Below are 24,137 nucleotides of genomic sequence, written 5' to 3'. Positions count from 1 at the left end.
TTTTTATAGAAAATTGCAGGATTACAAATATTAAACTTAGGATAAGGAGTGAAACATATGAGAACCGATAAATTTACTTTGAAAACCCAGGAAGCGTTTGAAGCGGCCCAAAAGATAATGTCCAAATACAGCCACCAGCAAATGGAGGGTGAGCACCTGCTGCTGGGCTTGCTGCAGCAGGACGAGGGTCTGGTAAGACAAATACTGCAGAAGCTTGAGATCGACCCGGCACAACTGGAGAGAAAGGTGCAGACTGCCGTGGAGCGCCTGCCAAAGGTGAGCGGGGCCGGTGGTATTTATGTTTCCCATGCTCTGTCGCAGATCATAGACCTGGCCTGGAAGGAAGCGGAAAGGCTCAAGGACGAGTATCTGAGCACAGAGCACCTGCTGCTGGGTATAGTAGCCGGCCGGGACGGGGAAGCGGGAAAAATCCTCCGCTCCTTCGGGGTGACACAGGACCGGGTTTACAAAATCCTGGTTGAAATACGCGGCACCCAGCGGGTGACTGACCAGAACCCGGAAGATAAATACCAGGCTCTGGCTCGTTTTACCAGGGATTTGACCGAACTGGCCCGTAAAGACAAGATGGACCCCGTAATAGGCAGGGATGAGGAGATCCGCAGGGTGGTGCAGGTCCTGTCCCGGCGCACTAAAAACAACCCGGTTTTAATCGGTGAGCCCGGGGTCGGCAAAACAGCCATTGTAGAAGGTCTGGCCCAGCGCATTATCAGCGGGGACGTGCCGGAGAGTTTGAAAGACAAGCGCCTGCTCAGCCTTGACATGGGCGCCCTGATTGCAGGTTCCAAGTACCGCGGTGAATTTGAGGACCGCCTCAAAGCTGTCTTGAAAGAGATCAGTGAAGCGCAGGGAGAAATTGTCCTTTTTATTGACGAACTGCACACCCTGGTGGGGGCGGGAGCCGCCGAAGGGGCTGTAGACGCGGCTAATATGCTGAAGCCGGCCCTGGCCAGAGGTGAACTGCGCTGTGTCGGAGCCACCACTCTGGATGAATACCGCAAGCATGTTGAAAAGGACGCCGCGCTGGAGCGGCGGTTTCAGCCGGTCTATGTCGGTGAGCCTGACGTGGAGGACACCATTGCCATCCTGCGCGGCCTGAAGGAAAAATATGAGGTGCACCACGGTGTGCGTATCAAGGACGCCGCCCTTGTTGCGGCGGCGACGCTGTCACACCGCTATATCTCAGACCGGTTCCTGCCGGACAAAGCCATCGACCTGATTGATGAGGCAGCCTCCCGCCTGCGCATTGAAATTGACAGCATGCCCACGGAAATAGATGAAATAGACCGTCGCATCCGGCAGTTGGAAATTGAGAAGCAGGCGCTGGCCAAGGAGCAGGATAAAGGCAGCAGGGACAGGCTGCAAAAAATGGAGCAGGAACTTGCCGAACTCGGCTCCAGGCTAAATGAGCTAAAAGACCACTGGCATAAAGAAAAAGGAATGATCCAGAGTATCCGGGAAATCAAGGAGAGGATAGAGACGACCAGGCTGGCCGAACAGGCCGCCGAGCGTGAGGCGGACCTGGCCAAAGTGGCCGAGCTGCGTTACGGTGTGATGCCGGAACTTAATAAACGATTGCAGCAAAGCAACGAGAAACTGGAAGAGCTGCAAACAGCGCATAGAATGCTGAAGGAAGAGGTGGATGAGGAGGATATCGCCGAAGTGGTCGCCAAATGGACCGGCATCCCGGTGTCACGGATGCTGGAAGGCGAGGTGCAAAAGCTGCTGAAAATGGAAGAGCTCCTGAAACAGCGGGTAGTCGGGCAGGACCGGGCTGTCCAGGTGGTGGCCAACGCCATTCGCCGGGCCAGGGCTGGCGTATCCGACCCGGAACGGCCGATGGGATCATTTATCTTCCTGGGCCCCACCGGTGTGGGCAAGACAGAGCTGGCCAGGGCACTGGCGCATTTCCTCTTTAATGACGAGCGGGCTATGCTCCGTTTTGACATGAGTGAATATATGGAGAAGCATACTGTTTCCCGCCTGATCGGGGCGCCTCCCGGCTACGTGGGTTACGACGAGGGCGGCCAGCTGACCGAAGCTGTGCGCCGCCGCCCCTACGCGGTAATCCTTTTCGATGAGATTGAAAAAGCGCACCCGGATGTGTTTAACATCCTGCTGCAGCTGCTGGATGACGGGCGCCTGACCGACGGGCAGGGCCGGACGGTTGATTTCCGCAACACCGTGGTGATTATGACCTCAAACCTGGGCGGCCACTGGTTCCGGGAAATCAAGGAGGAGAACAGGGCCGAGCTGGAAGCCCGTGTGATGGATGAGATGAGGGCTAGTTTCCGCCCCGAATTCCTCAACCGGATTGACGAGGTCGTCATCTTTAATAACCTTGGTAAGGGCGAGATTATCAAGATTGTGGATATCCAGCTGCTCCTGCTTAAAGCCAGGCTGGCCAGACTGGGCCTGTCCCTGGAGGTGACACCGGAAGCCAGGAGGCTGCTGGCGGAAGAGGGATTCGACCCGGTTTACGGGGCGCGTCCTCTGAAAAGAGCCATTCAGCGCCGACTGGAAAACCCGCTTTCAGTCCATATCCTCGAAGGCAAAGACATCCAGGGCGGCATCCTGGTGACAACAGACCAGGCCGGCAGGGAACTGGTCTTCGAAAACCGGCGTTAGTTGGGGACATTCCTCAGCCTCAGAGAAATGCATCGGGGACATTCCTCCGCAGGAGGTGTGTCCCCTATCCGCTGACTGGCTTATGCAATTTTGCAACCTTACTGCAAAGGGACATTCCTTAAAGGCGTGTTCCTTTTCTTTAAACCAACGACTTTGACAACAAACTGACCTCACGAATTATTGTGAGGTCTTTTTGTGCCGGAAGGATGGTAGGAAGCAAAAAGAACGTCCCCTTGCTTTCACCAAAGAACGTCCCCTTGCTTTGCCTTGCTTTGCCAGGACGACGAATTGAAGGCGGTCCAATTTCGCCCGAAGCGAGCTGTTAGTTCACTCGACGCGGAGCAGAGAGCCAAGCAGGTTTCAACACCATTGACGGCTCTGTACTCAAACCTGTCAGGGATCCCAAGAAAGGAGCCCTGCTTTTTCTTGTACATAACTTTAGGCGCCGGCGGCAAATACTTACATAAAAGGTTTTATTCCTGCAGGAATAATGAAGGATATGGTAGAAAATTAAGAAATCCAGGAGGGATAATATATGGCTGCGAAGGTATATTTTACGGATATGCGGGCGGGTTTCAAAAAAAGCCTGCTCGACAAAGTGGAAAAACTGTTTGACATGGCTGGGATGGGGACATTCATCGAACGGAAGGACCTGGTGGCCCTCAAGCTTCATTTCGGTGAAAAAGGCAACACCGGTTACATCCGCCCGCAATTTCTGCGCAGAATTGTCAATAAAGTCAAGGGGCTGGGCGGGAAACCTTTCCTGACGGACTGCAACACACTATATTTCGGCACCCGCGCCAATGCCGTCGACCACCTGCAAACAGCGGTGGAGAACGGCTTCGCCTACGCGGTGGTGGACGCGCCGCTGGTTATCGCCGACGGACTCACCGGCAAGGATTATGTTACCGTTGAAATAGGCCGCAAGCACTTCAAGGAAGTAAAAATCGGCTCAGCCGCTTACCACGCCGACGCCCTGATTGCCTTAACTCATTTTAAAGGGCATGAAATGACCGGGTTCGGCGGCGTCTTAAAAAACATCGGCATGGGCCTGGGCGCCAGAAGCGGCAAGCAGATGATGCACTCCGACGTTCTCCCCAGGGTCAACCCCGACAAATGCAAAGGCTGCGACAGGTGCAGCCAGTGGTGCCCGGCGGCGGCGATAAGTCTCAGGAATAAAGTGTCAGTGGTGGACGAGAGCAAGTGCATCGGCTGCGGCGAGTGCACCGTAACCTGCCCCGCCCATGCCATAGACGTTAACTGGAAGACGGAGCCCGCCGCCATTCAGGAAAAAATAGTGGAATACACCGAGGGTGTTTTGAAAAACAAGAAAGGCAAATACGGGTTTATTACTTTTGTTACCAACGTGTCCCCTGATTGCGACTGTTACGGCTGGAGCGACGCTTCCCTGGTCAAGGACATCGGCATCCTTGCTTCCCGCGACCCGGTGGCCATTGACCAGGCCTGCATTGACCTGGTCAACCGGGAGAAAGTACTGGCCGGCTCCCGCCTTGACGGCAAAGGGGATGTCCATGATAAATTCATGGCGCTGTACCCGGATATAGACTGGAGAAACCAATTGGCTTATGCCGAGGAAATCGGGCTGGGCAGCAGGAAATATGAGTTAATCAAGTGTGATTAGAAGGCTGCAGACCGGTGGACAGGAGACAACTGATTGGATGACGGCTTAAAGAAACATAACGGATAAAATGAAATAGGTATTAATAAATAGCCAAAAAGACCGATTATCATAACAGGTGTGTTTAAAAATATTTCCTTGTTTGTGCAAACCTCTTGAAAAAGAGGGGCGCGGGGCTGTGGGGTCTAAAGCCACAAGGCTATGATTGCCAGGCTGCATTTTAACAAAGGTGGCCATTAAAGCTGCCTTTTTTATTAAGAAGACAGGCACGACGTTGGTTAAGCCGGAAAGGAGTTTGTGGCGTGGAAATAACCACTATAGGTGGTATATTGCTTGCGGTTATTTCTCTGGTGCTAGCGTTTGTGATGGACGGCGGGCATGTTTTGGCGCTGCTGAAGCCCACCGCTGCTTTAATCGTTTTTGGAGGCACCATAGGAGCTACCGTGGTCAGCTTTACCATGAACGAAATAAAGACCATTCCCAAACTGCTTACTATTATTTTGTTCCAAAAGCTGCCTGATGAAATCTTACTGATTGACCAGATTGTTGGTCTGGCCGACAAGGTGCGCCGGGAAGGACTTCTGTACCTGGAAAATCAGCTGCCCCAAATTGAGGACGGCTTTATGCGCAAGGGAATTCAGCTGGTGGTTGACGGGACAGACCCGGAACTGGTCAGGCAGATCCTTGAAACGGAAATATACTCCATCCAGGAGCGCCACCATATCGGGGCAAGTATTTTTGAAACCGCCGGCGGCTATGGGCCCACTATGGGTATTATCGGTACTGTGATGGGTCTGGTGCACGTGCTGAGCAACCTGGAATCTCCTGAAACCCTGGGGCCTTCCATCGCGCTGGCCTTCATCGCCACCCTGTATGGTGTCGGCTCCGCCAATATTCTCTGGCTGCCCATAGCCGGTAAGTTAACCAATATGAGCAAAAAGGAAGTAATGCTGCGGGAACTGATGCTGGAAGGCATTATCTCGATCCAGGCCGGCTATAACCCGCTCCTGATCAAAGAGCGGCTTTCCGCCTTCTTAAAGCCCAAGAGCCGTCAAAAAGCAGAGGAAGAGGCAGAGACAGAAAGTGAAGGTTAACAGCGTATGAGGCGGCGCCATCAGCCAGGAAAAAAAGGCAACCACGAGAGGTGGCTCCTTACATATTCTGATTTAATCACGCTGCTCATGATTTTCTTTGTGGTCATGTACGCTCTCAGCAGCTTAAACGCCAAGAAATTTCAGGCTGTGGCGCTTTCCCTGTCAAGGGCTATGGGCGGCGGCGGGCAGTCGGTAATGAATGAACCTGGCGCCTCTTTCGTACCTGGTGTGACCGGCAGTTCCCTGGTTAAAGAAGTGGAAATGACTCTGGAAACCGAAGAAAACAGCAACCTGGAGCGGATCCGCAAAGAGCTGCAGGCTTATATCGACGAGAACGGCCTGAACGGCAAAGTAACCGTTAGCATTGAGGAGAGAGGGGTAGTATTGAGCTTTCAGGATGTGGCCCTTTTCCCGCTTGGCTCGGCCCAGCTCACCCCGGACGCCAAAAGCCTCGTTGGCTCGATAGGCCAGATTTTAAAAAAGGCGCCTCATTACCTGAGGGTTGAGGGTCATACCGACAACCTACCCATAAATACATCGCAATATCCCTCCAACTGGGAGCTCTCCGTGGCGAGGGCCACAAGTGTGGTCCAGGAGCTGGTTAACGTGCAGAAGCTTTCTCCCGAACTTCTTTCCGCCGCGGGGTACGGGGAGTTCCGGCCCAAAGTCCCCAACGAAACGGCGGAAAGCCGCCAGCAGAATCGCCGTGTGGACATTGTGGTTTTAAAAAGCAAGTATGAAACAGCGGAACCGATGGCTCAGAGTTACCCACTGGGCAGACCTAACCTTGAGGCAGCGGGAAACTAAAATTGGGACCATTTTTGGGACTTGTTTGGGACCCTTTGGGACTAAAGATAATTAAATTTATTACCGATATTTCTTGTAACTAAGAGGAGGTGATACCGGTGAAAATTAACAGCCCAGGCGGTATGGGGCCTATTAAGGCCTATACCTCGCAAATAAGGAAAGACAGAACGGGATCAAAAGAAAAGACCGGGGAATCTCAGAGTGACACGCTGGAGATTTCGAAAGAGGCTATGGAATTGCAATCTTACAGAAGCACTCTCGCCAGCATGCCGGCAGTCCGGGAGGATCTGGTCGCAGCTTTAAAGCAAAGTATCTCTGAAGGTTCTTACCAGCCGGACAGCGACAAAATAGCCGCCGGTATCCTTAAGGAAAAGCTTTTGGACAGCAACAGGTAATAGCAGGTCATGATGCAGACTCCTAAGATATTCACTTGAAGGGAAGGTGCATATGGAGTCTTTATTTTTAAATTTAATCAGAATACTCAAACAATATGACCAGACTTTAGCTGAACTGTTAAAAACCACTGAAGAGCACAACCTGGCCCTGCGCCATAACGATGTAAGCGAGGTTTTGTCTACTGCTAACAGGCAAGATGGGTTATCCAGAGAGTTGAAGGGCCAGCGCAGGAAGCTGGAAGAAACCAAGAGACAATTAGCCGGTATATGTTGTTTGCCGGAAAAGGCTGTGTTAAGTGATTTTGCGCGCAGTGCGCCCGGACCGCTGGCGGCTGAACTGGCGGAGCTGGCCCAAAGTATCAAGGAAAAAATACTGCGGCTGGACGAGATTAACATTATTAATAGAGTGCTGTCCAGGCGCGGTCAGATTTTTACCTCGAAACTCGTCAAAATTATAGCGCGCAGCGGCGGCGGCACTTATTTGGGCAGCGGCAGGTTAAAAAATGAAAGCAAGCCGCTGCGAATCTTCGACGCTACCATTTGAGAGAGGTGGTTAATCATTATGCCGGGAACATGGTTTGGTTTGGAAACCGCCCGTAGAGGCATGAAATTAAATCAATACGCCCTGGAGATTACCGGGCACAACCTGGCCAACGCCAGCACCACCGGTTATTCGAGGCAGGAGGCGGTAATCAACCCTACCGATCCTTTTACAAACCCGTCCATTGACAGTTCGGTTACACCCGGGCAGTTTGGCACGGGGGTAGAAGTCAGCAGCATCCGCCGGGTAAAGGATGAATACCTGGATAACAACGTGCGCCGTTCGACGACTGACAGCGCTTACTGGGATGATCAGATCTCTGTTTTGCAGCGGGCTGAGGCTTCCTTTGCCGAACCTGCTTCAGACGGCATAGGCGAAAGGATCACCAGCTTTTTCAAGGCCTGGATGGATTTAAACAATACGCCCCAGGATCCGGGCGTAAAGGCGGCGGTAGCTCAGGCGGGTGACAGCCTGGCCACCTTGATGACCTATACTTATAACCAGTTGGGCGATGTGCAAAACAGCGTGGCAGTGATAGATTCAACACCGGCGGTTACCGGGGGGATGTTAAAGGATCAGGTGGACGAGGCCAACAACCTGCTGGTGCAGATCCGGGATTTAACCGATTCGATTAAAAAGGTCTATGCTGTTGGGCAACAGCCCAATGATTTGCTGGATAAAAGGGATCAACTGCTTGAAGAGTTAAGTAAGTTCGGCCCGCTGGATGTGGCTTTCGAAACTGTGAATGGGAAACCTACCGGTGAGCTGACTAAATTAACTTTGTTTGGTAAGGATTTAAGTCAGACAGGTACGAAACTCGATCTTGTAACCGATGGCACAAAAATTAGTCTCAAGGTTAACGGTGGTACAGATAACGGAGCTGAGGTTAACCTTACAGACAATTGCCTTGATACCAACCAGGGAGGATCATTGCTGGGCTTGGAGCGCGCAAGACAAGACGTGATAGATTACAAAGAGAAATTGAATGACATAGCCATTAATATGAAAAGCATGATTGCAGGTATTGGGATCGATTTCTTTGAGGGAGATTTATCCACAGGCGACTTTAAGGTAAATCCCGGCATTATACAAAACCCGGCCTCGATTAACGGCACTTTAGCCGGAAGTGTCGCCGACCTTAGAGACAGCCAAATCGACCCGGCCGACAAGCCATACACATTTGAACAGTACTACAGCCTGCTGGTAACCCAGGTGGGCGGCAACGCCAAAGGCGCCAGCGATATGGCCGACAACCAGACAGCCATTAAAACGCAAATCACAGCCTTAAGGGATTCTGTATCAGGCGTTTCAACCGATGAAGAACTAACTAAAATGATCCAGTTCCAGTACGGTTTCCAGGCTTCAGCCAGAGTTATTAACGTCCTGGATGAAATGCTGGACCTCCTAATTAACGGTCTTGTCGGGAGGTAGAAAACGATGCGTATTACCAATAAGTACATGACCGACAGTATCATCAACAGCATCCAGCTTAACCAGGGCAATCTTGCCCGCAGCCAGGAGCAGCTCGCCACCAGCAAAAGGCTTTTGCGCCCGAGTGACGACCCCAATGTGATGGGGCAGTTTTTTTCCATTAAATCCAGTCTGACATACATGGAACAGTATAACAGGAATATTGACGACGGCCTCAGCTACCTGAACATGAATGATACCGCTATGGGCACCTTGGGTGACATTTTATCAAAGGCAAACGAATACGCCGTTCAAGCGGCTAACGACACGTATAATTCCAACGACAGGGCTGCCATAGCGCAACAGATTGATAAGCTGATAGACCAGGTGGTGGACCTGGGTAATTCGTCAGTTGGTGACAAATATATCTACGCCGGCACCAAAAACAGCGCTCCTCCTTTTAAGAGAGTGGGTGACCAAATAATTTATTCAGGCGACACTAACGAAATTCGCCGCGAAGTGCTTGCCGGCACCGATTACCGGATTGACTCCCCTGGTATCACCACAAGCGGTATACCCGGTGTTTTTGGACTGGCTACCGATAACGGCGACGGCACATATACGGTAAGCGACGGGGACCCTCTAGCCACTACAGGTAATGGTATTTTTAGAGCGCTCTTTGACCTTAGAAACAGGTTGAATAACAACGATGCTGCCGGTATTCAGAATAGTATAGATGATCTAAAGCAGGAAACAGATCGTTTGCTGCAATACAGAGTTCAGGTTGGCGCCAGGACCAGCCATTTTGAAGCGCTGCAAAATCAGCTGGCGGATCAGGAGATCAAGCTTACCGAAAACTTAAATAATATAGAAGGCGCCGACATAGAAAGGCTATCTATCGAGTATAACCAGCAGTTGTTGTCATACCAGGCTTCCCTGGCCGCTGGAGCAAAAATCCTTCAGGTTAGCTTATTAGATTTCCTAAGCTAAGAAATCAAAAACATCGAATCATTAGTTGTAGGTGCGAGTTTACTCGCACAATAGTCCAGATAAATCCGGACCTACATTTATTTTTGCGTCCCACGTCTCATTTCTCACGTCTCAATTCGTAGGTGCGAATTCATTCGCACTATTTTGGAGGAAAGTTAAGGTGAATTCCCATGAAAATCGGGGCAGGCGGGCTGCAGGCGCAGGCTGCCCAGGACGCGGCCCGGATCCAGGATGTCAGCCGCTTTAAGCCTACTGTCGAGGAAGAACTGCTGCAGAGTGAAGACCTGGCCTTGCGCAAAATGCGGTATGAGCTTAACAAGGCAGTGGAGAGGATGCGCCAGGCGGCGGAAATGTATAACCAACCACTCGAATTTTTAGTAAAAAAGGAAGGGAAACCCAGGATCAGGTCCAGGGACCGTCGTACCGGGGCAAGCCGGGAATTCACCCTGGAAGAGGCGGAAGCCTGGCTGGCGGAACTAAACGAGAACAGGGGCAGAAACCTTAACGGGTATGCATAAAGAAAGTGGCCGTCAGGTCACTTTATTAACAAGGAGGACGTCGCATGGAAGTAATTTCTATGAAAAGCGACAGGCAAGGCAGCAATAAATTATCTTTTCCGTGGGGTATACCCGGCCTGGAAGACTACAGGCAGTTTACTCTAACGCTGCTGGAAGCAGATTCCCCATATTATTGCCTGCGCAGTACCGACCGGCCTGAAATAGGTCTTTTATTGGTCAACCCGTTTGTTTTATTCAGGGATTATGAATTCGACCTTGCTGAAGAGGTGGTTGCCCAGCTTAAAATAGCCGACCAGGGACAGGTTGCGGTCTTATGCGCGGTAAATACAAGCAGGGGGCTGGACCTGGCAACCGTTAACCTGCTGGCGCCGATAGTTATAAATACACAAAACTTTCTGGCCAAACAGGTTATCTTAAATGACAGGAGATATTCCCTCCGCGCCCCGTTAAAAATAAACCGGGGGGTCGACAGGGAGGTAGGCTAGATGCTGGTACTGGCGCGTAAAAAAGGCCAGTCGATTATGATCGGCAAAGACATAAAAATCCTTGTAGTGGAAGTGACCGGTGAGACTGTGCGGTTAGGCATAGAGGCGCCGGCTCAACTGGAGATATTCAGGGAAGAAATATACAGGGACTTGCAGGAAGAAAACACACAGGCGATTACCGGTGTTGAGGAAGCAATACGGCTGCTGAAAAACTGCGGTAAGAAAGACAAAAAACAGTGTTAAAGGCCTGCTGCATTTCAAGAAACTAAACGGCTTCTGTAAACCGAGTTTTGTGGTTCTCAGAGGTCTTTTTTTGTAGGTGCGAATTCATTCGCACTGTTTTCGAATTAAAAAATAGGACCTTAGTAGGACTAAACTTAAGAGGCTTAAAGACGATATATTAACCAGAATAAATTTTACCGGGGCGGCCGACCCGGAAGTAAATACCGCACGGACGCGGTATCAAATTAAAATTCATGGAGGAATGAAAAATGATTATCAACCACAACATCGCGGCGCTCAACACCTACCGTCAGCTTTCAGCCAACAACACCAACGGCGCCAAGTCTCTGGAAAAGTTGTCTTCCGGCCTGCGCATCAACAAAGCCGGTGACGACGCGGCAGGGCTGGCTATCTCGGAAAAAATGCGCGGTCAGATCCGCGGCCTGGACCAGGCTGCAAGGAATGCCCAGGACGGTATTTCACTGATCCAATCGGCTGAAGGCGCTCTGAATGAAACCCACAGCATTCTGCAGCGTATGCGTGAACTGGCGACCCAGTCCGCATCTGACACCAACACTTCAGATGACAGAAGCAAAATTCAGAGTGAGATGGATCAGTTAGCCAAGGAAATTACCCGTATCTCCAATACCACCGAGTTTAACACCCAGAACCTCCTGGCGGGCGGATTTAATGATACATTCCATATCGGCGCCAATAAAGACCAGAGCATCAGCTTGACCATCGGCGCCATGGACGCCCAGTCCCTGGGGGTGGCCGGGGCTCTGGTAACGACCACCTTCTCGAATACAAATACCCTGGTGACTTCCCTCACTACATCGTCACAAAACCTGAATGGTTATTATCTGAACGTTTCTAAGACAGCCGCCACTGCTACAGCCGTCACCCAGAGTAACGCTTCAGGCGGCGCAGGCACAGCCGATGTTTCTAACTTTACAGGCAGCGCGGATACAACATTCCAGGTGAAAATCACCACTGTTGCTGCAGGTAAAGTGACCGCGGCCTCGTACACCACGGACGGCGGGGCGAACTGGACAAATGCCAGCGTGGATTCTTCCGGCGCTGACGGTATCGTTACGCTGGCCGACGGCGCCAAACTAACGATTGCCACGGATGCGGATAACGCCGCAGACGACACATATACGTATACCGCGACTGCCCGGTTTTTGAGTATGCAAATCGGCTCGGCCAATACCGGCGGCACCACTGTTGGGACCGCTGTAAAGGTGTACGGCAATCAGTCCAGTGTTACCCTGGGTGATTCCGCCAGTGACAGGGTTGCAACGGTAGCATTTAATTTTAATACTGTTTATGCCGGCACTGCGGTGGGCACCTACGCGGCAACCGGTGGGACATTTGCCGCTGCTGACTCCGACGCGATTACCCAAACCCTGACTCAATCTACAGCGGCGGTAACGGGTGCCGGCGGTACGGTCACAACGCAAGCGACGGTTCAAAAGGGCATTAACGTATCTACTCAAGGAGCGGCAAACAACGCCATTACCACTATTAACAACGCCATTACCACAGTTTCACAGGAACGCTCCAAGCTGGGCGCTTACCAGAACCGCCTGGAACATACCATTAACAACCTGGGCACCTCCTCTGAAAACCTGAGCAGCGCCGAGTCCCGCATCCGTGACGTAGATATGGCCAAGGAAATGATGGAGTTCACCAAGAACAGTATTCTCACCCAGGCCGCCCAGGCTATGCTGGCTCAGGCCAACCAGCAGCCTCAGGGTGTTCTCTCACTACTGAAATAACAATAATTACTGTGTATAAGAAGAAGCCAGCCCATAGGCTGGCTTCTTTTGCAACACCGTATCGGTTTAAATAAGAAAGGGGAACGGCAATGTCTTCCAAACACTATCTGGTTCCGGATTACATCCTAAAATTCAAGTGCTCCATGTGCACCGAGTGCTGCAAGCGCTGGCGGATAGACATAGACAAAAAAACCGTGGAAAAATACGAGCGGCTCGCGGCTGAGGACGGGGACTTATCCGTTTTGTTGGCTGAGCATTTAAAAAAGGATAAGACCGGCAAAGGAATTATTGTGTTAAAGAACAGGGAAAAGAGCTTGCCTGCGCAAACCGGTGAAGGAGAAAAAGAGCCGGATGCGGTAGATTTTATGGTCGCCCCCTGTTTGTCCGGGGACGGCCTGTGTTCTATTCAAAAGAAATATGGTCTGGAAGCGCTGCCCGACACCTGTAAAATATATCCTCGCAACATTTTCTTAACCGAGCGGGGTTGGGAAATGGCCTTGACCTACGCCTGCGCCACCGCTGCCCAGACTCTAAAAGAGAAAAGACCGGTGGAATTCTACCAGGACCCGGAGGGTTTTGAATTTCCAAGCTTGAGCACCTATAACGGCAAAATCGGTAACCTGATGGAAAGGAAAAAGAAAGGCAAAACCAGTTACTTTGAGGTGGAAGAGTTGCTTGTGGATATCATGCAGAGCCGGGAGATGGATATTGACGCCAGACTAACACTTGCCGGCCTCATGGTGGATAAATTAAAGGACGGAGACACTTCAGGTGTCAAAAGATACCTGCAGAACCTGGACGCGGAGCTAATAAACAGACTAAATACAATGCCGGCCCAACCTCTTTTCATGATGAAACTGGTCAAGGAAGCGGTGGATAAAAGGCTGTTTATCGCCATTACCGAAAAGGATATAGCCAGATTGCTGGTTATAGCTTATAACCAGCTGAAACTTCTGGATGAAGGGATGATTACCGAAGAAAAAGTGCGGCGGTTACTGGATGGTTACCATAAGTACTACAAGCCCTATATGACGGACATCAGCCATATATATGAAAATTACTTTGTTAACTTTATCTTTTCCAAAAAGTTTTACACCTACAAGTATGTGGACGCCTACTTCCTGATGGTGTTTTTCTACACCCTGGTGCGCTTTTTTACCATATGCGTTTGCCTGGCTGAAGAAAGAAATGTGGATGAAGACATGGTTGTTGGGGTGATTAGCGCCGTTGAGCGGTCTATCGGCCATAGCAACGCCTATTTTGAGGATGTGCTGCGGCAGATTAAACAGGGTGAATACCACCGCCTGCCTTACGTGATTTCTCTGATTAACCTTTAGCGATATTTTAAGTATAAGGTTCTTGATCATGTAAAAGGGCGGGGGCTGCCATGATCAACCTTTTGAGAGAAGTATTAAACGATATTGTTATTTGCATCGATACAGGGGATTATCCTGCTGTCATGAGGGAAACTGTTTGTTTCACAGTGCTATTCGAGCAGTTTCTCCGCAGAGCGGCGTCTACATCTTCAACCATGAGGTCGAAAGCCTCAACCGCTGTTTAAGCCGGATGCTGGCGTGCCTGGATCGGAATGAGCTGGATGACCTGAGGGAGGTAATAGTTTCAATCATTCAGGAATTTTCTGGATAGCTGGGACTTCAACAACAAAAAGTCAATCAACTAAAATATAGATCTCTTTAAAAACAATTCAATGGGCACACCTTCATTTGTGACGATTCTGTCAAAGATATGAAAAAGCGCTCAAACACTAAGCGTATTCTTTGACTCTACTTGTCTCAATTGGTGTAAAAGTAACTCCGGATTTAAAGGGGGTTCTTTATTTTGAATAAACCTTTCTAAATGTCAAGTAAATGCAACCCGCTTTTAGTTAATGAATCACTGTTACCTTACGGTTTTTACCTCTTATTTGAAACATAACAAATTAAATGGGACTTTTGTCTTATAAATAATTGCTGGAGCATGCCGATAATTGGTGTAAGAATAACTTTAAACAAAACCTTTTTTATTTAAATTTGACCCTGAACGGGGGAATATTCATTATGAAAATTATGGACTCGGCTGTTATTATGTCAGGAGAAAGCAGCTCTTATAAGAGCTACACCAGGGAGGAATCCCTGAAGACCTGGAATGGTATGCAAAGACTTGATTTTGAGGGGAATAACTCCCGTACGGCGGGGCAACCTTTGATGCTGCAGGTGGACGTGCTTGAACTGTCGGATCAGGCTAAAGCCGCGCTGGCGGCGGGAAAAGGGCAGTCAGCGGGGGTGGCGCAGGCTGACGGCGCCGGCGAGTTCGAAATCAGTGATCAGGACAAGCAGAAGATCCAACTTATTCAAAAAATGTTGGAAGCCCTGACTGGTAAAAAAATAAAGTTCTACGTGCTGAACAAGTTGAAATTGGGTTCCGCGCAGACGGGGCTGAATAACGGTTCCGTAAAAACGATTCCTCAAGCACAGCAGCGTCAGGGTTGGGGCCTGGAGTATGATCTCCATGAAGCTTATTACGAGCAGGAAAAGATGTCTTTTACAGCGGAAGGTATTGTCAAAACGGCGGATGGCAGGGAGATCAATTTTTCAGTGCAGCTGAACATGAGCAGGGAATTTGCCGCCCGGCAGGATATTAGCATCAGGGCCGGAGACGCCGCGAAAATTGACCCGCTGGTGATAAATTTCAGCGGAACAGCTCCTGAACTGACAAGTAACAAATTTAGCTTTGATTTGGATTCGGACGGGAAGGAAGATCAAATTTCTTTCGTTGGCCCTGGCAGCGGTTTCCTGGCAATCGATCTCGATGGAGACGGCCGCATCGACAACGGCGGCGAGCTTTTTGGACCGAGTACCGGCGATGGATTCGCCGAACTGTCCAAATATGATGAAGACGGCAACCACTGGATCGATGAGAACGATTCCATTTATGAACGGTTGCGCATCTGGACCAAGGACCAGGACGGTAAGGATGTCCTGTTTGCCCTGGGCCAAAAGGGAATAGGCGCAATTTTCCTGGGGAACACGAATACACCGTTTGAAATGAAGGATAGCGGTATTAATCTGCAGGGCCAGGTGAAAAACTCAGGCGTTTTTCTTTACGAAAGCGGTTTGGCAGGTACGATTCAGCAAATTGACCTGGCAGTTTAAGTCTTAAGGAAGAATAGGCTCAGTGTTTCAAGGCCACTTCGGGGATAGGGAGGAATAACAATGTCGACGATCAGCCCAACCAGGTATTTCGGCCTGTCAGGATCGGGTCTGGATATTGACCAGATGGTTACTAGCTTGATGAAAGCCCAGCGCACAAAACAAGATAAAATCAAGCAAAATAAAACTATCGCTGACTGGCAGAGGAGCGATTACCGGGAGATTAATAATTCGCTGCGCTCCCTGCGTGATAATGTTTTCAAAATGAAGCTCCAGGGATCCTACCTGACCAAAAAGGCTGTTTCTTCCAATGAAGGGATCGTAAAAGTAAGCTCCACCAGTACGGCAGTGGTGGGAGCACAGGATATCAAAGTCACCGCTCTGGCAAGCAACGCCAGGCTAAACAGCAGCGAAGCGGTGACCTTTGATGCAAGCAAGACCAATTTACACGACCAGATGGGATTGACCAGCACCGACCCAATAGTGTTTAAAGTCAACGGCAGCCAGGAAATAAGCATTAATCCAAGCATTGATACAATTGACACCCTGGTCAGCAAGATTAACAGCGCAAAGAAAACAGTGACAGTCGACGGATCCAGCACTGAAGTCAGCGCCGGGGTTACCGCTTCTTTTGACAAAACACTAAAACGCATCTTCATTTCATCCAATTCTACCGGCGCCGCTGCGGCAATTGATTTTGACAATGTTTCCAACTCTAGTGAATTGTTCAATGATTTAAAGCTGGACGGCAACCCCGATCCGGGGGTAATTGATCCCTTTGCCGCTGTCAACGGGACCGACGCTGTTTTTGAGTTAAACGGCACACTGTTGAATCAGGCTTCCAACCAGTTTACCATAGCCGGGGTAAACTACACCCTGACCGGCACGTCAACCAGCGAGACGGTACATGTTAATATAACCAGCGACACGGACGCAATTTACAATTCAATTAAAACATTTGTTGATCTTTACAACACAACCATTGACAAGGTGAACAAAAAAACTTCCGAGGAAAAGTATAAAGACTATCCGCCTTTAACGGATGAGCAGCGGGAGGCATTAACTGACGACCAGGAAAAACAATGGGAAGAAAAAGCAAAAAGCGGTCTTTTGCGCAATGACAGTCTTTTAAACGGAATCGTCGGCAACATGCGAAGCGCGCTATCTTCTTTTGTCTCTAAAGCGGACTCCGGTTATAACAGTTTGGCAAGCATAGGTATAACCACCGGTGATTACTCTGAAAAAGGCAAATTGTATATTGATGAAGACAAGCTGAAAGAAGCCATTAACGCCAACCCGGATGCGGTGATGGATCTTTTTACTAAAAGTTCGGATGTAAACAGCGAGAAAGGTCTGGCTGTCAGGTTGTATGATAATTTAACCAGCGGGATCAACCAGCTTATCGACAAGGCCGGCTCCGAAAACTCTTATAGTACGGTAGACAACAGCTTTTTGGGGAAAAAAATAGCTGAATATAACAAACAGATTTCAGACTGGGACACCAGGCTGCAGGACATAGAAGACCGGTATTACAGGCAGTTTACCGCGATGGAGACCGCTTTGAACAAGATGAACCAGCAAAGCCAGTATCTTACCCAGATGTTCAGCAGCAGCAAGTAGCAGCAGTTCATAATAAAAAAACAGTGGGGGGGGTTGACTAATGGCAAATGTCAATCCATATCAACAGTACCGGCAAAATTTTATTAAAAGCGCGGGCAGGGGCGAGCTTACTTTAATACTCTATGACGGCGCGGTAAGGTTTATTAAGCAAGGCATTAAGTCAATAGAAGAAAATAAGATCCAGTCCGCACATGACTCCATCATCAGGGCCCAGGAAATAATATCTCATTTAAATGAAACCTTAAACACGGACTATGAATTGTCAGGCAGTTTGACCCTGCTCTATGATTATATCAACCGGCGCTTAATCGAAGCCAATATTAAAAAAGACGGAGATATACTTGGCGAAGCATTAGATTTCATAAGCCAGTTAAGGGATACGTGGAAGGAAGCGCTCAAGCTTTCCAAGGCGCCCATGGCCAGCGGGCAGTGACATGAGCGGAAATTGTTTAAATAACATACTAACAAGGATGATTGACCTTTTAGTCCGTAAAAAGGGACTAATGGAAAGAATTATCAATATAACTGTTGAGCAGTCCAAATTATTAACGCCGGAGAAAGCAGAGGATCTTCTGGCTACAATCGAGAGGAAGCAAGAGTATATAAATGAAATTAGTTTAATTGACGCTGAGGTGGCGCCCCTGGAGAAAGAAGTTTTATATCTGAACGGAATTCCGGTAGGGGATGGATCAAATAAGGGCGCTAAGGTAATGTTGGAAGAAGTAGAGAATCTGCGGAAGCAGATGGTTGTGATATTAGAAGATACCCGGAAGCTGGAAAATGAGAACCTGAGCAAAATAAGCTTAGAACATCAAAAATTAAAGGATGAAATTGCGCTGCTTCACACGAAAAGAGGAACATTAAAAGCTTATCAGGGATATGCTCTTCAATCTGATGGTTATTTCATCGATAAGAAAAAATAAAGTTAGGGGGTGACTATATATGAATGTTCAGATTACTGAAAATAACATAGCTATTGCTCAACAAGATGTTAAAATGAAGGTCATACAAGGAGGTAAAAGCTTAAATCCACCCGATGTTCAATTTAAACCCCCGGAGCAAACTGAGCAAAAGGCGGCAGATGACAAAAAATTAGAAGAAGCTGTTGAACAAACCAACAAGACCATGGAAACCTATAACACGGAGTTACGGTTCAGCATCCACAAGGAAAGCGGAGAAGTTATGGTTAAGGTAATTGATACCAGGGATAATTCTGTTATCAGGGAAATTCCTCCTGAACGGGTTCTTGATTTTGTAGCTGATATCAAAAAAATGCTTGGTCTTATTTTAGACAAGTTTATCTAAGTCAATCTTTAGAGATATAGACAAATTTAGAATAAAAATTCAATAAGAGTATAAGCCTTTAATTTTAAACCGATATTATTAAAGTAATATTGTTAGTAAACAAATAACCAAGCCCGTTAGCTGTGGCTTGGTTTTTACTCGCTGATGGAATGTAAAAAAAATTTTTTATTGCAGGATTCAGTCTTTTTTTGTAGAATATACTTACAAAACTAAGGCAATTTATACCAATACAATTAAATCTAGGATCGTAAAAGGGCAAACTTCCCGAAAGGGAAGGGCGCAAAGCTGACAGGCCTAAAGCCAAAAGTCGACTTAGATAAGGCTTTATTTATGGTACGCATAAGAAAGACATGCTACTTAAACCTTTAAGTCTACGACTTTATGGCCAGGGCGGCTGGGTTGCCGGGAATGTGTTTTAAACCAAGCCCTTTTCAATTTGGCTTGGTTTTTTATTAAAGTAAATATTATAAGCCAGATAAAATGGGGGTGGACAAGTTGGACCTTTTATCGAGTCCGGTAATAGTAAGTCTTGAAAAGGCACTGGACGCGGGGGCCCTGCGGCAGAGAGTGATAGCCGACAACATTGCCAACATTAATACGCCCAATTTTAAGAAATCAACCGTTGAGTTTGAGAGTTTGCTTAAAGCAGCCCTGGGACGGGATTCGATAAAATTGACTACCACCGATCCCAGGCATTTCGGCGCGGCCCCCCTTCTGGCGGAACTGAGGCCGGAAGTGCGGGTAAACGAAGCGACTTCTATGCGTACGGACGGAAATAATGTCGACATAGACGAAGAGATGACCAACCTTGCCGCCAACAGCATTGAATACCAGGCTACGGCAAGAGAACTTAGTGAACGGCTCTCTCTTTTAGGCTATGTTATTACCGGAGGGAAGGGATAAAAGATGGGTGTTTTCGATTCTTTTTCCATCAGCGCTTCAGGTCTTACAGCTGAAAGGCTGAGGCTTGATTTGACGGCCAATAATATTGCCAATATGAACAGCACGGGCAGGCCGAATGACCCTGCCAATCCACCTTACAAGCGTAAAATCCCTATTTTTGTGCAAATGCTCGAACAAGCGGGGGATAGTGGTGCTTTGCGGTCGCAATTCAGAGGAGCCGGGGTGCGGGTCGCCAGGGTGCTTGATGATAACGGCCCGCCCCGCCTGGTATATGACCCTTCTCACCCCCACGCCGACGCAAAGGGATATGTCGCTTATCCTAATATCAATGTTGTCAACGAAATGGTTAATATGATTACCGCCACCAGGGCTTACGAGGCCAATGTGACCGCTTTAAACGCAGCCAAGGATATTGCCCTCAAAGCTTTGGAAATAGGGCGGGGCTAAAAGGAGGTCTAAAATATGCAAGTTACGCCTATAAGTCAGGCGCCTATTCTGTCAGGGGAGACCGGTAATAAGCAGGGCGCTGCCGGAAGTGGATCTTTTTCAGATATGCTGAACAACGCCATTGAAAAACTCAACGATACCCAGACCAGGGCTGATAATCTGGCCATGGAGTTCTTAACGGGTGAGGTCCAGGATCTGCACCAGGTAACCATAGCTATGCAGGAAGCCAAGCTGTCCATGCAGCTGGCTGTTGAAGTGAGAAACAAGGTAGTTGAGGCTTATCAGGAGATTTCGCGGATGCAGGTGTAAAGCTATCGATCTTTGAAGCTCGGAGAGAGGAAAGTTATCGATCTTTGGAACCCCGTCAGAGGATAGGGGACACACCTCTTTGGTTTCTTAATTGAGGAAGTGTACCTTTGTTAAGTAAGGTTTGTTAAACATGGAAGCTGATTGACTGATAAGTCAAGGAATGTCCCCATCGGTATGGGTTTCATTGTTAAGGAAGATTGTTGGTTTGTGCGACTGGCTGATAAAGCAGTCAAGGGATGTCCCGATGTATACATGTTTAGTTATCGATGGGATGGGGCACTGACAGAGGATAGGGGACACACATCTTTGGTTTCTTAATTGAGGAAGTGTGTCACTTGTTAAGGAAGGTTGTTGGTCAGAGTAGCTGATTAACAAATCAGTCAAGGAATGTCCCCATCGGAATGGGTTTCTTTGTTAAGTAAGATTGTTGGTAGGTGTGACTGGTTGATGGACTAGTCCCCCATGTCCCCGATAGTTTGAGGTGGTTTAGATTGACCCCGGGCGACATTATAGCCAGGTTCAGGGAGAGATGGCAGAACCTGAACCAAACTCAAAGAATTATCTCCATCCTGGTAACGGTTGGGGTCGTTGTTTCTTTGTTTTACCTGATCCAGTTTGCGATACGTCCCGCTTACGCCCCTTTGTTTACAGGGCTTGACCCAAAAGACGCGGGCACCATTGTGGAAAAACTGAAGACAATGAAGGTCCCCTACCAGCTCGCCGATCAGGGTAAAACCATCAAAGTGCCGGAGTCCCAGGTTTACGAGGCCAGGATTCAGCTGGCCAGCAGCGGTACGCTTGGCGGCGGGATGGGCTTCGAGCTTTTTGACCAGAGCAAGTTCGGGCAGACCGAGTTTGAGCAGCAGGTCGGCTACCAGAGGGCTCTCCAGGAAGAGATGAGGAGAACTCTGGTGCAAATTGAAGGAGTTGAACAGGCCAGGGTACACCTGGTGATACCTCAGAAAAGCGTTTTTGTTAATGCTGAGCAAGGCGTTCCTTCAGCTTCTGTGGCTTTAAAGCTCAAGACCGGCGCCCGCTTGAAAACCGAGCAGGTTCAGGGAATTTGCGACCTTTTTGTAGGCAGCCTGGAGGGACTGAAGCCGGAAAACGTCCACATTATTGACACCGAGGGGAATGTTTTAAGCGACAACCTTAGATCAAGCGACCCCAAAGCAGTGTTGACCAGGGCTACCCTGGACCAGCAAAAAGCTCAAAGAGAGTATGAAAAAGAGCTGGAGAAGAGAGTTTTGCAAATGCTGGCCAGGATTATGGGCCAGGACAAGGCTGTGGCGATGGTAACCGCAGACCTTGATTTTAACCAGCAGCAAACTACCAGCACCATAACGTCAAACCCGCAAAATATCAAGAGCAGTGAGCACACATCCAGGGAAACCAGCACCGGAAGCGGTGCGGGGGGCGCCCCGGGCACCGATTCCAATGTTACCACCAACCCTTATCTTACCGGCTCAGGCTCTTCCAGTTATTCCAAGGAAGAAAGCACCACAAACTACCAGGTAAGCACTGTCCAGGAAACTGTGGTAAACGCGCCCGGCAGTGTGCGGCGTCTCTCCGCTTCAGTGGTAATCAGCGAAGCGGACGGTCCTGTGGACACCCAGAAAGTTCGGGATGTGGTGGCGGCGGCCATAGGTTTCAACCAGAACAGGGGAGATCAAATCAACGTTTCCAGCATGGTATTCGATGACTCATACCAGAAAAAGGTCAGCGACGAGATGGCCCAGGCCGAGGCTTCGGCCAAGCAAAAGGACCGCCTATACACATATGCCCGGTTGGCCGGGATAGCGGTGGGGGCAATCCTGGTCCTGGTTATGCTGATTATGTGGCGGCGGCGCAGCGCTGAAAGATATGAGGAAGAGGAAGAGGAAGTGTTCTTGCCGGTAAAAGAACTGGAATCCATACCGGAACCGGAGAAAAAGGACGACAAACAAAAGCAGGTCAGAACGATGGCTCAGGAAAAGCCGGAAGATGTGGCCGAGCTTTTGAAAGTCTGGATGAAAGAAAAGGAATAGGATTTGGGAGGGGATGGCGTTGCAGCTTACCAAGCTTAACGGTGTCCAAAAAGCGGCCATTTTACTGATAGCATTGGGTTCGGACTTGTCTTCACGGGTGCTTAAGCAGGATTTTCAGCAAAGTGAGATTGAACAGCTCACCCACGAAATATCAAACATGATCAAAATTCCGGTGGAAGTCAGAAACGCGGTGCTTGATGAGTTTATGGAACTGCAGAAAGCGCGTGACTATTTAATGCACGGCGGGCTGAATTACGCCAAGGAATTGCTCGAGAAAGCCGTAGGCCACACGAAGGCTACCGAGATTTTAAACAAACTGACCATCGACATGAAGGCGATTCCGTTCAGCTCACTGCGCAAAACGGACCCCAAACAAATCTACAACTTTATTAGGGAAGAACATCCTCAAACCATTGCTTTGATCCTCGCCCACCTTACACCTGAACAGTCAGCAGTAATCCTGGGCATGCTGCCGCAGGAACTGCAGAGCGAAATTTCCAGGCGGATTGCTATAATAGACCGTTTTACACCTGATATCGTCCGCGATGTCGAGTTTTTGCTGGAGCGCAAACTTTCTTCCGTGGTCCAGCAGGACCAAACGGTGGTAGGTGGCGTGCAGTCCCTGGTGGATATCCTCAACAGGGTTGGCCGGAGCGCTGAGAAAGTCATTTTAGAGGGACTGGAAAGAGAGGACCCGGTATTGGCGGAAGAAGTGAAGAGGCGCATGTTTGTCTTCGAAGACCTTATTCAGCTGCCGGACAACTTTATCCAGCGGGTGCTTAAGGAGGTCAACTCCAAGGACCTGGTACTGGCTATGCGCGGCGCCAACGAAGAGGTAAACAGCAGGATTTATAAAAACATGTCCAAGCGCGCGGCTGAGATGATCAAGGAAGAGATGGAAGTCATGGGCCCGGTCCGCCTGAAAGAAGTGGAAAAGGCCCAGCAGAAAATTGTTACTATTATCCGCAAGCTTGATGAGAGTGGTGAAATTATTATTTCCCGAGGTGGCGAAGATGTCATCATCGTCTAAGATCATCAAAAGCGCCGAGGTACAGGCTGATTTCTGGCAGGTCCTGCCTTTAAAAGCTAAAGAAGAACTGACCAGGATCAAAAAAAGCGCTAAAAAAGATGTCAGCGCTACCCCGGATGCCGGCGACAACCTTCAAGCCTGGGCTCTGGCACAGGCTGAGGAGACAATCAGAAGGGCCAGCGTCACAGCTGATGAGATCATTCGACACTCTCAGCTTGACAGTGAGCAAATCAAAAGAAAAGCCCACCAGGACGGTTTTCAACAGGGCAGCCGGGAAGGGTATGACCGGGGTTACCATGAAGGGATGGCCAAGGCTGTCGAAGAGGCCGAGGCTATCCGGGCCCGGGCTAATGATGTGCTGGCCCAGGCGGAGGAACTGCGCCGGGCAAAATTAGCGGAACTGGAACAGGAGATTATCGACCTGGCTGTGGAGATCGCTGAGAAGCTTCTGACTATGCAGCTGAGCCTGGACCGGGAGGCTATTTTAAGCGTTGCCGCCGAATCCCTGAAACTGGTGGCGGACAGGCCGAGTGTGGTAATGTTTGTCAGCCCGGATGAGCTGGAGCTGGTCGAAAGTAAAAAAGATGAGTTAAAAAGCCTGCTGCCGGCCAGGGCGCAGCTTCAGGTGATCGCCGACGCCGCTATTGAGCCGGGCGGGTGCAGGATCGACACCGGGCAGGGCGGGGTTGACGCTACCATGGAGACTCGCCGCGAAGCCCTGCAAAAAGTGCTTTATGCCAAAGACCGGTCTTATTAAAAAAATTTTTCCAGCGGCTAAATAATGTTCTCTGAATTAACGAATTTATATATAGGTGAACG

The 24,137-nt window shown here is 49.3% G+C and carries 25 protein-coding genes and 2 riboswitches; all 25 genes read left to right on the top strand.

The genetic code is table 11. From position 1 onward, the window contains the following. The first annotated feature begins 57 nt into the window (after positions 1-57). The 25 genes from clpB to Pmgp_RS09245 all read left to right on the top strand — a co-directional run bounded on the left by clpB (position 58) and on the right by Pmgp_RS09245 (position 24,075). Positions 58-2,646, top strand: a complete 2,589-nt coding sequence (clpB, locus tag Pmgp_RS09360) for an ATP-dependent chaperone ClpB (protein WP_134213725.1) — start codon at positions 58-60, stop codon at positions 2,644-2,646. 535 nt (positions 2,647-3,181) lie between these two features. Then, positions 3,182-4,288, top strand: coding sequence for a DUF362 domain-containing protein (locus tag Pmgp_RS09355; RefSeq protein ID WP_134213724.1), 1,107 nt, complete (start codon positions 3,182-3,184; stop codon positions 4,286-4,288). A gap of 132 nt (positions 4,289-4,420) precedes the next feature. Further along, positions 4,421-4,506: riboswitch (cyclic di-GMP riboswitch) on the top strand. Positions 4,507-4,587: 81 nt separating this feature from the next. After that, positions 4,588-5,379 carry a flagellar motor protein gene (locus Pmgp_RS09350; protein ID WP_134213723.1) on the top strand — a complete coding sequence of 264 codons (792 nt, stop codon included), beginning with the start codon at positions 4,588-4,590 and terminating at the stop codon, positions 5,377-5,379. 6 nt (positions 5,380-5,385) lie between these two features. After that, positions 5,386-6,186, top strand: a complete 801-nt coding sequence (locus Pmgp_RS09345; protein ID WP_134213722.1) for a flagellar motor protein MotB — start codon at positions 5,386-5,388, stop codon at positions 6,184-6,186. A gap of 98 nt (positions 6,187-6,284) precedes the next feature. Then, positions 6,285-6,581 (top strand): flagellar biosynthesis anti-sigma factor FlgM, encoded by a 297-nt coding sequence (flgM, locus tag Pmgp_RS09340; protein ID WP_243119790.1) that lies wholly within the window; start codon positions 6,285-6,287, stop codon positions 6,579-6,581. Between the two features lie 52 nt (positions 6,582-6,633). Beyond that, a complete protein-coding gene (locus Pmgp_RS09335; protein ID WP_134213721.1) occupies positions 6,634-7,125 on the top strand; it encodes a flagellar protein FlgN in 492 nt (163 codons plus the stop codon). A gap of 18 nt (positions 7,126-7,143) precedes the next feature. Continuing rightward, positions 7,144-8,553 (top strand): flagellar hook-associated protein FlgK, encoded by a 1,410-nt coding sequence (flgK, locus tag Pmgp_RS09330; protein ID WP_134213720.1) that lies wholly within the window; start codon positions 7,144-7,146, stop codon positions 8,551-8,553. Between the two features lie 6 nt (positions 8,554-8,559). After that, positions 8,560-9,522, top strand: a complete 963-nt coding sequence (gene flgL / locus Pmgp_RS09325) for a flagellar hook-associated protein FlgL (protein ID WP_134213719.1) — start codon at positions 8,560-8,562, stop codon at positions 9,520-9,522. A gap of 170 nt (positions 9,523-9,692) precedes the next feature. Then, complete coding sequence (locus Pmgp_RS09320; protein ID WP_134213718.1) at positions 9,693-10,040, top strand: hypothetical protein; 348 nt, start codon at positions 9,693-9,695, stop codon at positions 10,038-10,040. Positions 10,041-10,084: 44 nt separating this feature from the next. Further along, a complete protein-coding gene (gene fliW, locus Pmgp_RS09315; protein WP_134213717.1) occupies positions 10,085-10,525 on the top strand; it encodes a flagellar assembly protein FliW in 441 nt (146 codons plus the stop codon). Next, positions 10,526-10,768, top strand: coding sequence for a carbon storage regulator CsrA (csrA, locus tag Pmgp_RS09310; RefSeq protein ID WP_134213716.1), 243 nt, complete (start codon positions 10,526-10,528; stop codon positions 10,766-10,768). It abuts the gene before it with no gap. A gap of 248 nt (positions 10,769-11,016) precedes the next feature. Next, positions 11,017-12,528, top strand: coding sequence for a flagellin N-terminal helical domain-containing protein (locus Pmgp_RS09305; protein ID WP_134213715.1), 1,512 nt, complete (start codon positions 11,017-11,019; stop codon positions 12,526-12,528). Positions 12,529-12,617: 89 nt separating this feature from the next. Continuing rightward, entirely contained in the window at positions 12,618-13,865 is a 1,248-nt protein-coding gene (gene fliB / locus Pmgp_RS09300) for a flagellin lysine-N-methylase (RefSeq protein WP_134213714.1), read from the top strand. Positions 13,866-14,001: 136 nt separating this feature from the next. Further along, positions 14,002-14,175 carry a hypothetical protein gene (locus tag Pmgp_RS19725; protein ID WP_192902866.1) on the top strand — a complete coding sequence of 58 codons (174 nt, stop codon included), beginning with the start codon at positions 14,002-14,004 and terminating at the stop codon, positions 14,173-14,175. 410 nt (positions 14,176-14,585) lie between these two features. Next, positions 14,586-15,680: a hypothetical protein gene (locus tag Pmgp_RS09295; protein WP_134213713.1), complete on the top strand. Its 1,095-nt coding sequence runs from the start codon at positions 14,586-14,588 to the stop codon at positions 15,678-15,680. A 60-nt stretch (positions 15,681-15,740) separates the two neighbouring features. Further along, on the top strand, positions 15,741-17,297 hold the full coding sequence (fliD, locus tag Pmgp_RS09290) for a flagellar filament capping protein FliD (RefSeq protein ID WP_134213712.1): 1,557 nt from the start codon (positions 15,741-15,743) through the stop codon (positions 17,295-17,297). 40 nt (positions 17,298-17,337) lie between these two features. Continuing rightward, a complete protein-coding gene (gene fliS, locus Pmgp_RS09285) occupies positions 17,338-17,730 on the top strand; it encodes a flagellar export chaperone FliS (protein WP_134213711.1) in 393 nt (130 codons plus the stop codon). 1 nt (position 17,731) lies between these two features. Then, on the top strand, positions 17,732-18,220 hold the full coding sequence (gene flgN / locus Pmgp_RS09280; protein ID WP_134213710.1) for a flagellar export chaperone FlgN: 489 nt from the start codon (positions 17,732-17,734) through the stop codon (positions 18,218-18,220). 19 nt (positions 18,221-18,239) lie between these two features. Continuing rightward, positions 18,240-18,602: a flagellar protein FlaG gene (locus tag Pmgp_RS09275; RefSeq protein WP_134213709.1), complete on the top strand. Its 363-nt coding sequence runs from the start codon at positions 18,240-18,242 to the stop codon at positions 18,600-18,602. A 244-nt stretch (positions 18,603-18,846) separates the two neighbouring features. Further along, positions 18,847-19,009, top strand: a riboswitch (cyclic di-GMP riboswitch). Between the two features lie 88 nt (positions 19,010-19,097). Beyond that, positions 19,098-19,505 (top strand): flagellar basal body rod protein FlgB, encoded by a 408-nt coding sequence (gene flgB / locus Pmgp_RS09270; RefSeq protein ID WP_134213708.1) that lies wholly within the window; start codon positions 19,098-19,100, stop codon positions 19,503-19,505. Between the two features lie 3 nt (positions 19,506-19,508). Then, complete coding sequence (gene flgC, locus Pmgp_RS09265; protein ID WP_134213707.1) at positions 19,509-19,952, top strand: flagellar basal body rod protein FlgC; 444 nt, start codon at positions 19,509-19,511, stop codon at positions 19,950-19,952. 15 nt (positions 19,953-19,967) lie between these two features. Then, positions 19,968-20,261 carry a flagellar hook-basal body complex protein FliE gene (gene fliE / locus Pmgp_RS09260; protein ID WP_134213706.1) on the top strand — a complete coding sequence of 98 codons (294 nt, stop codon included), beginning with the start codon at positions 19,968-19,970 and terminating at the stop codon, positions 20,259-20,261. A 491-nt stretch (positions 20,262-20,752) separates the two neighbouring features. Then, the gene (gene fliF / locus Pmgp_RS09255; RefSeq protein ID WP_134213705.1) at positions 20,753-22,288 is read left to right on the top strand and encodes a flagellar basal-body MS-ring/collar protein FliF; all 1,536 of its coding nucleotides are present in this window, start codon (positions 20,753-20,755) and stop codon (positions 22,286-22,288) included. A 19-nt stretch (positions 22,289-22,307) separates the two neighbouring features. Further along, positions 22,308-23,318: a flagellar motor switch protein FliG gene (gene fliG / locus Pmgp_RS09250; protein ID WP_134213704.1), complete on the top strand. Its 1,011-nt coding sequence runs from the start codon at positions 22,308-22,310 to the stop codon at positions 23,316-23,318. Continuing rightward, a complete protein-coding gene (locus Pmgp_RS09245) occupies positions 23,302-24,075 on the top strand; it encodes a FliH/SctL family protein (RefSeq protein ID WP_192902865.1) in 774 nt (257 codons plus the stop codon). The genes fliG and Pmgp_RS09245 overlap by 17 nt, the downstream gene beginning before the upstream one ends. Positions 24,076-24,137: the final 62 nt, after the last annotated feature.

It is taken from the genome of Pelotomaculum propionicicum (assembly GCF_004369225.1).
GTDB classification, from domain to species: Bacteria; Bacillota; Desulfotomaculia; order Desulfotomaculales; family Pelotomaculaceae; genus Pelotomaculum_B; species Pelotomaculum_B propionicicum.
Note: the sequence above shows the minus strand (reverse complement) of the source record. Positions and strands in the feature narration are given on the sequence as shown.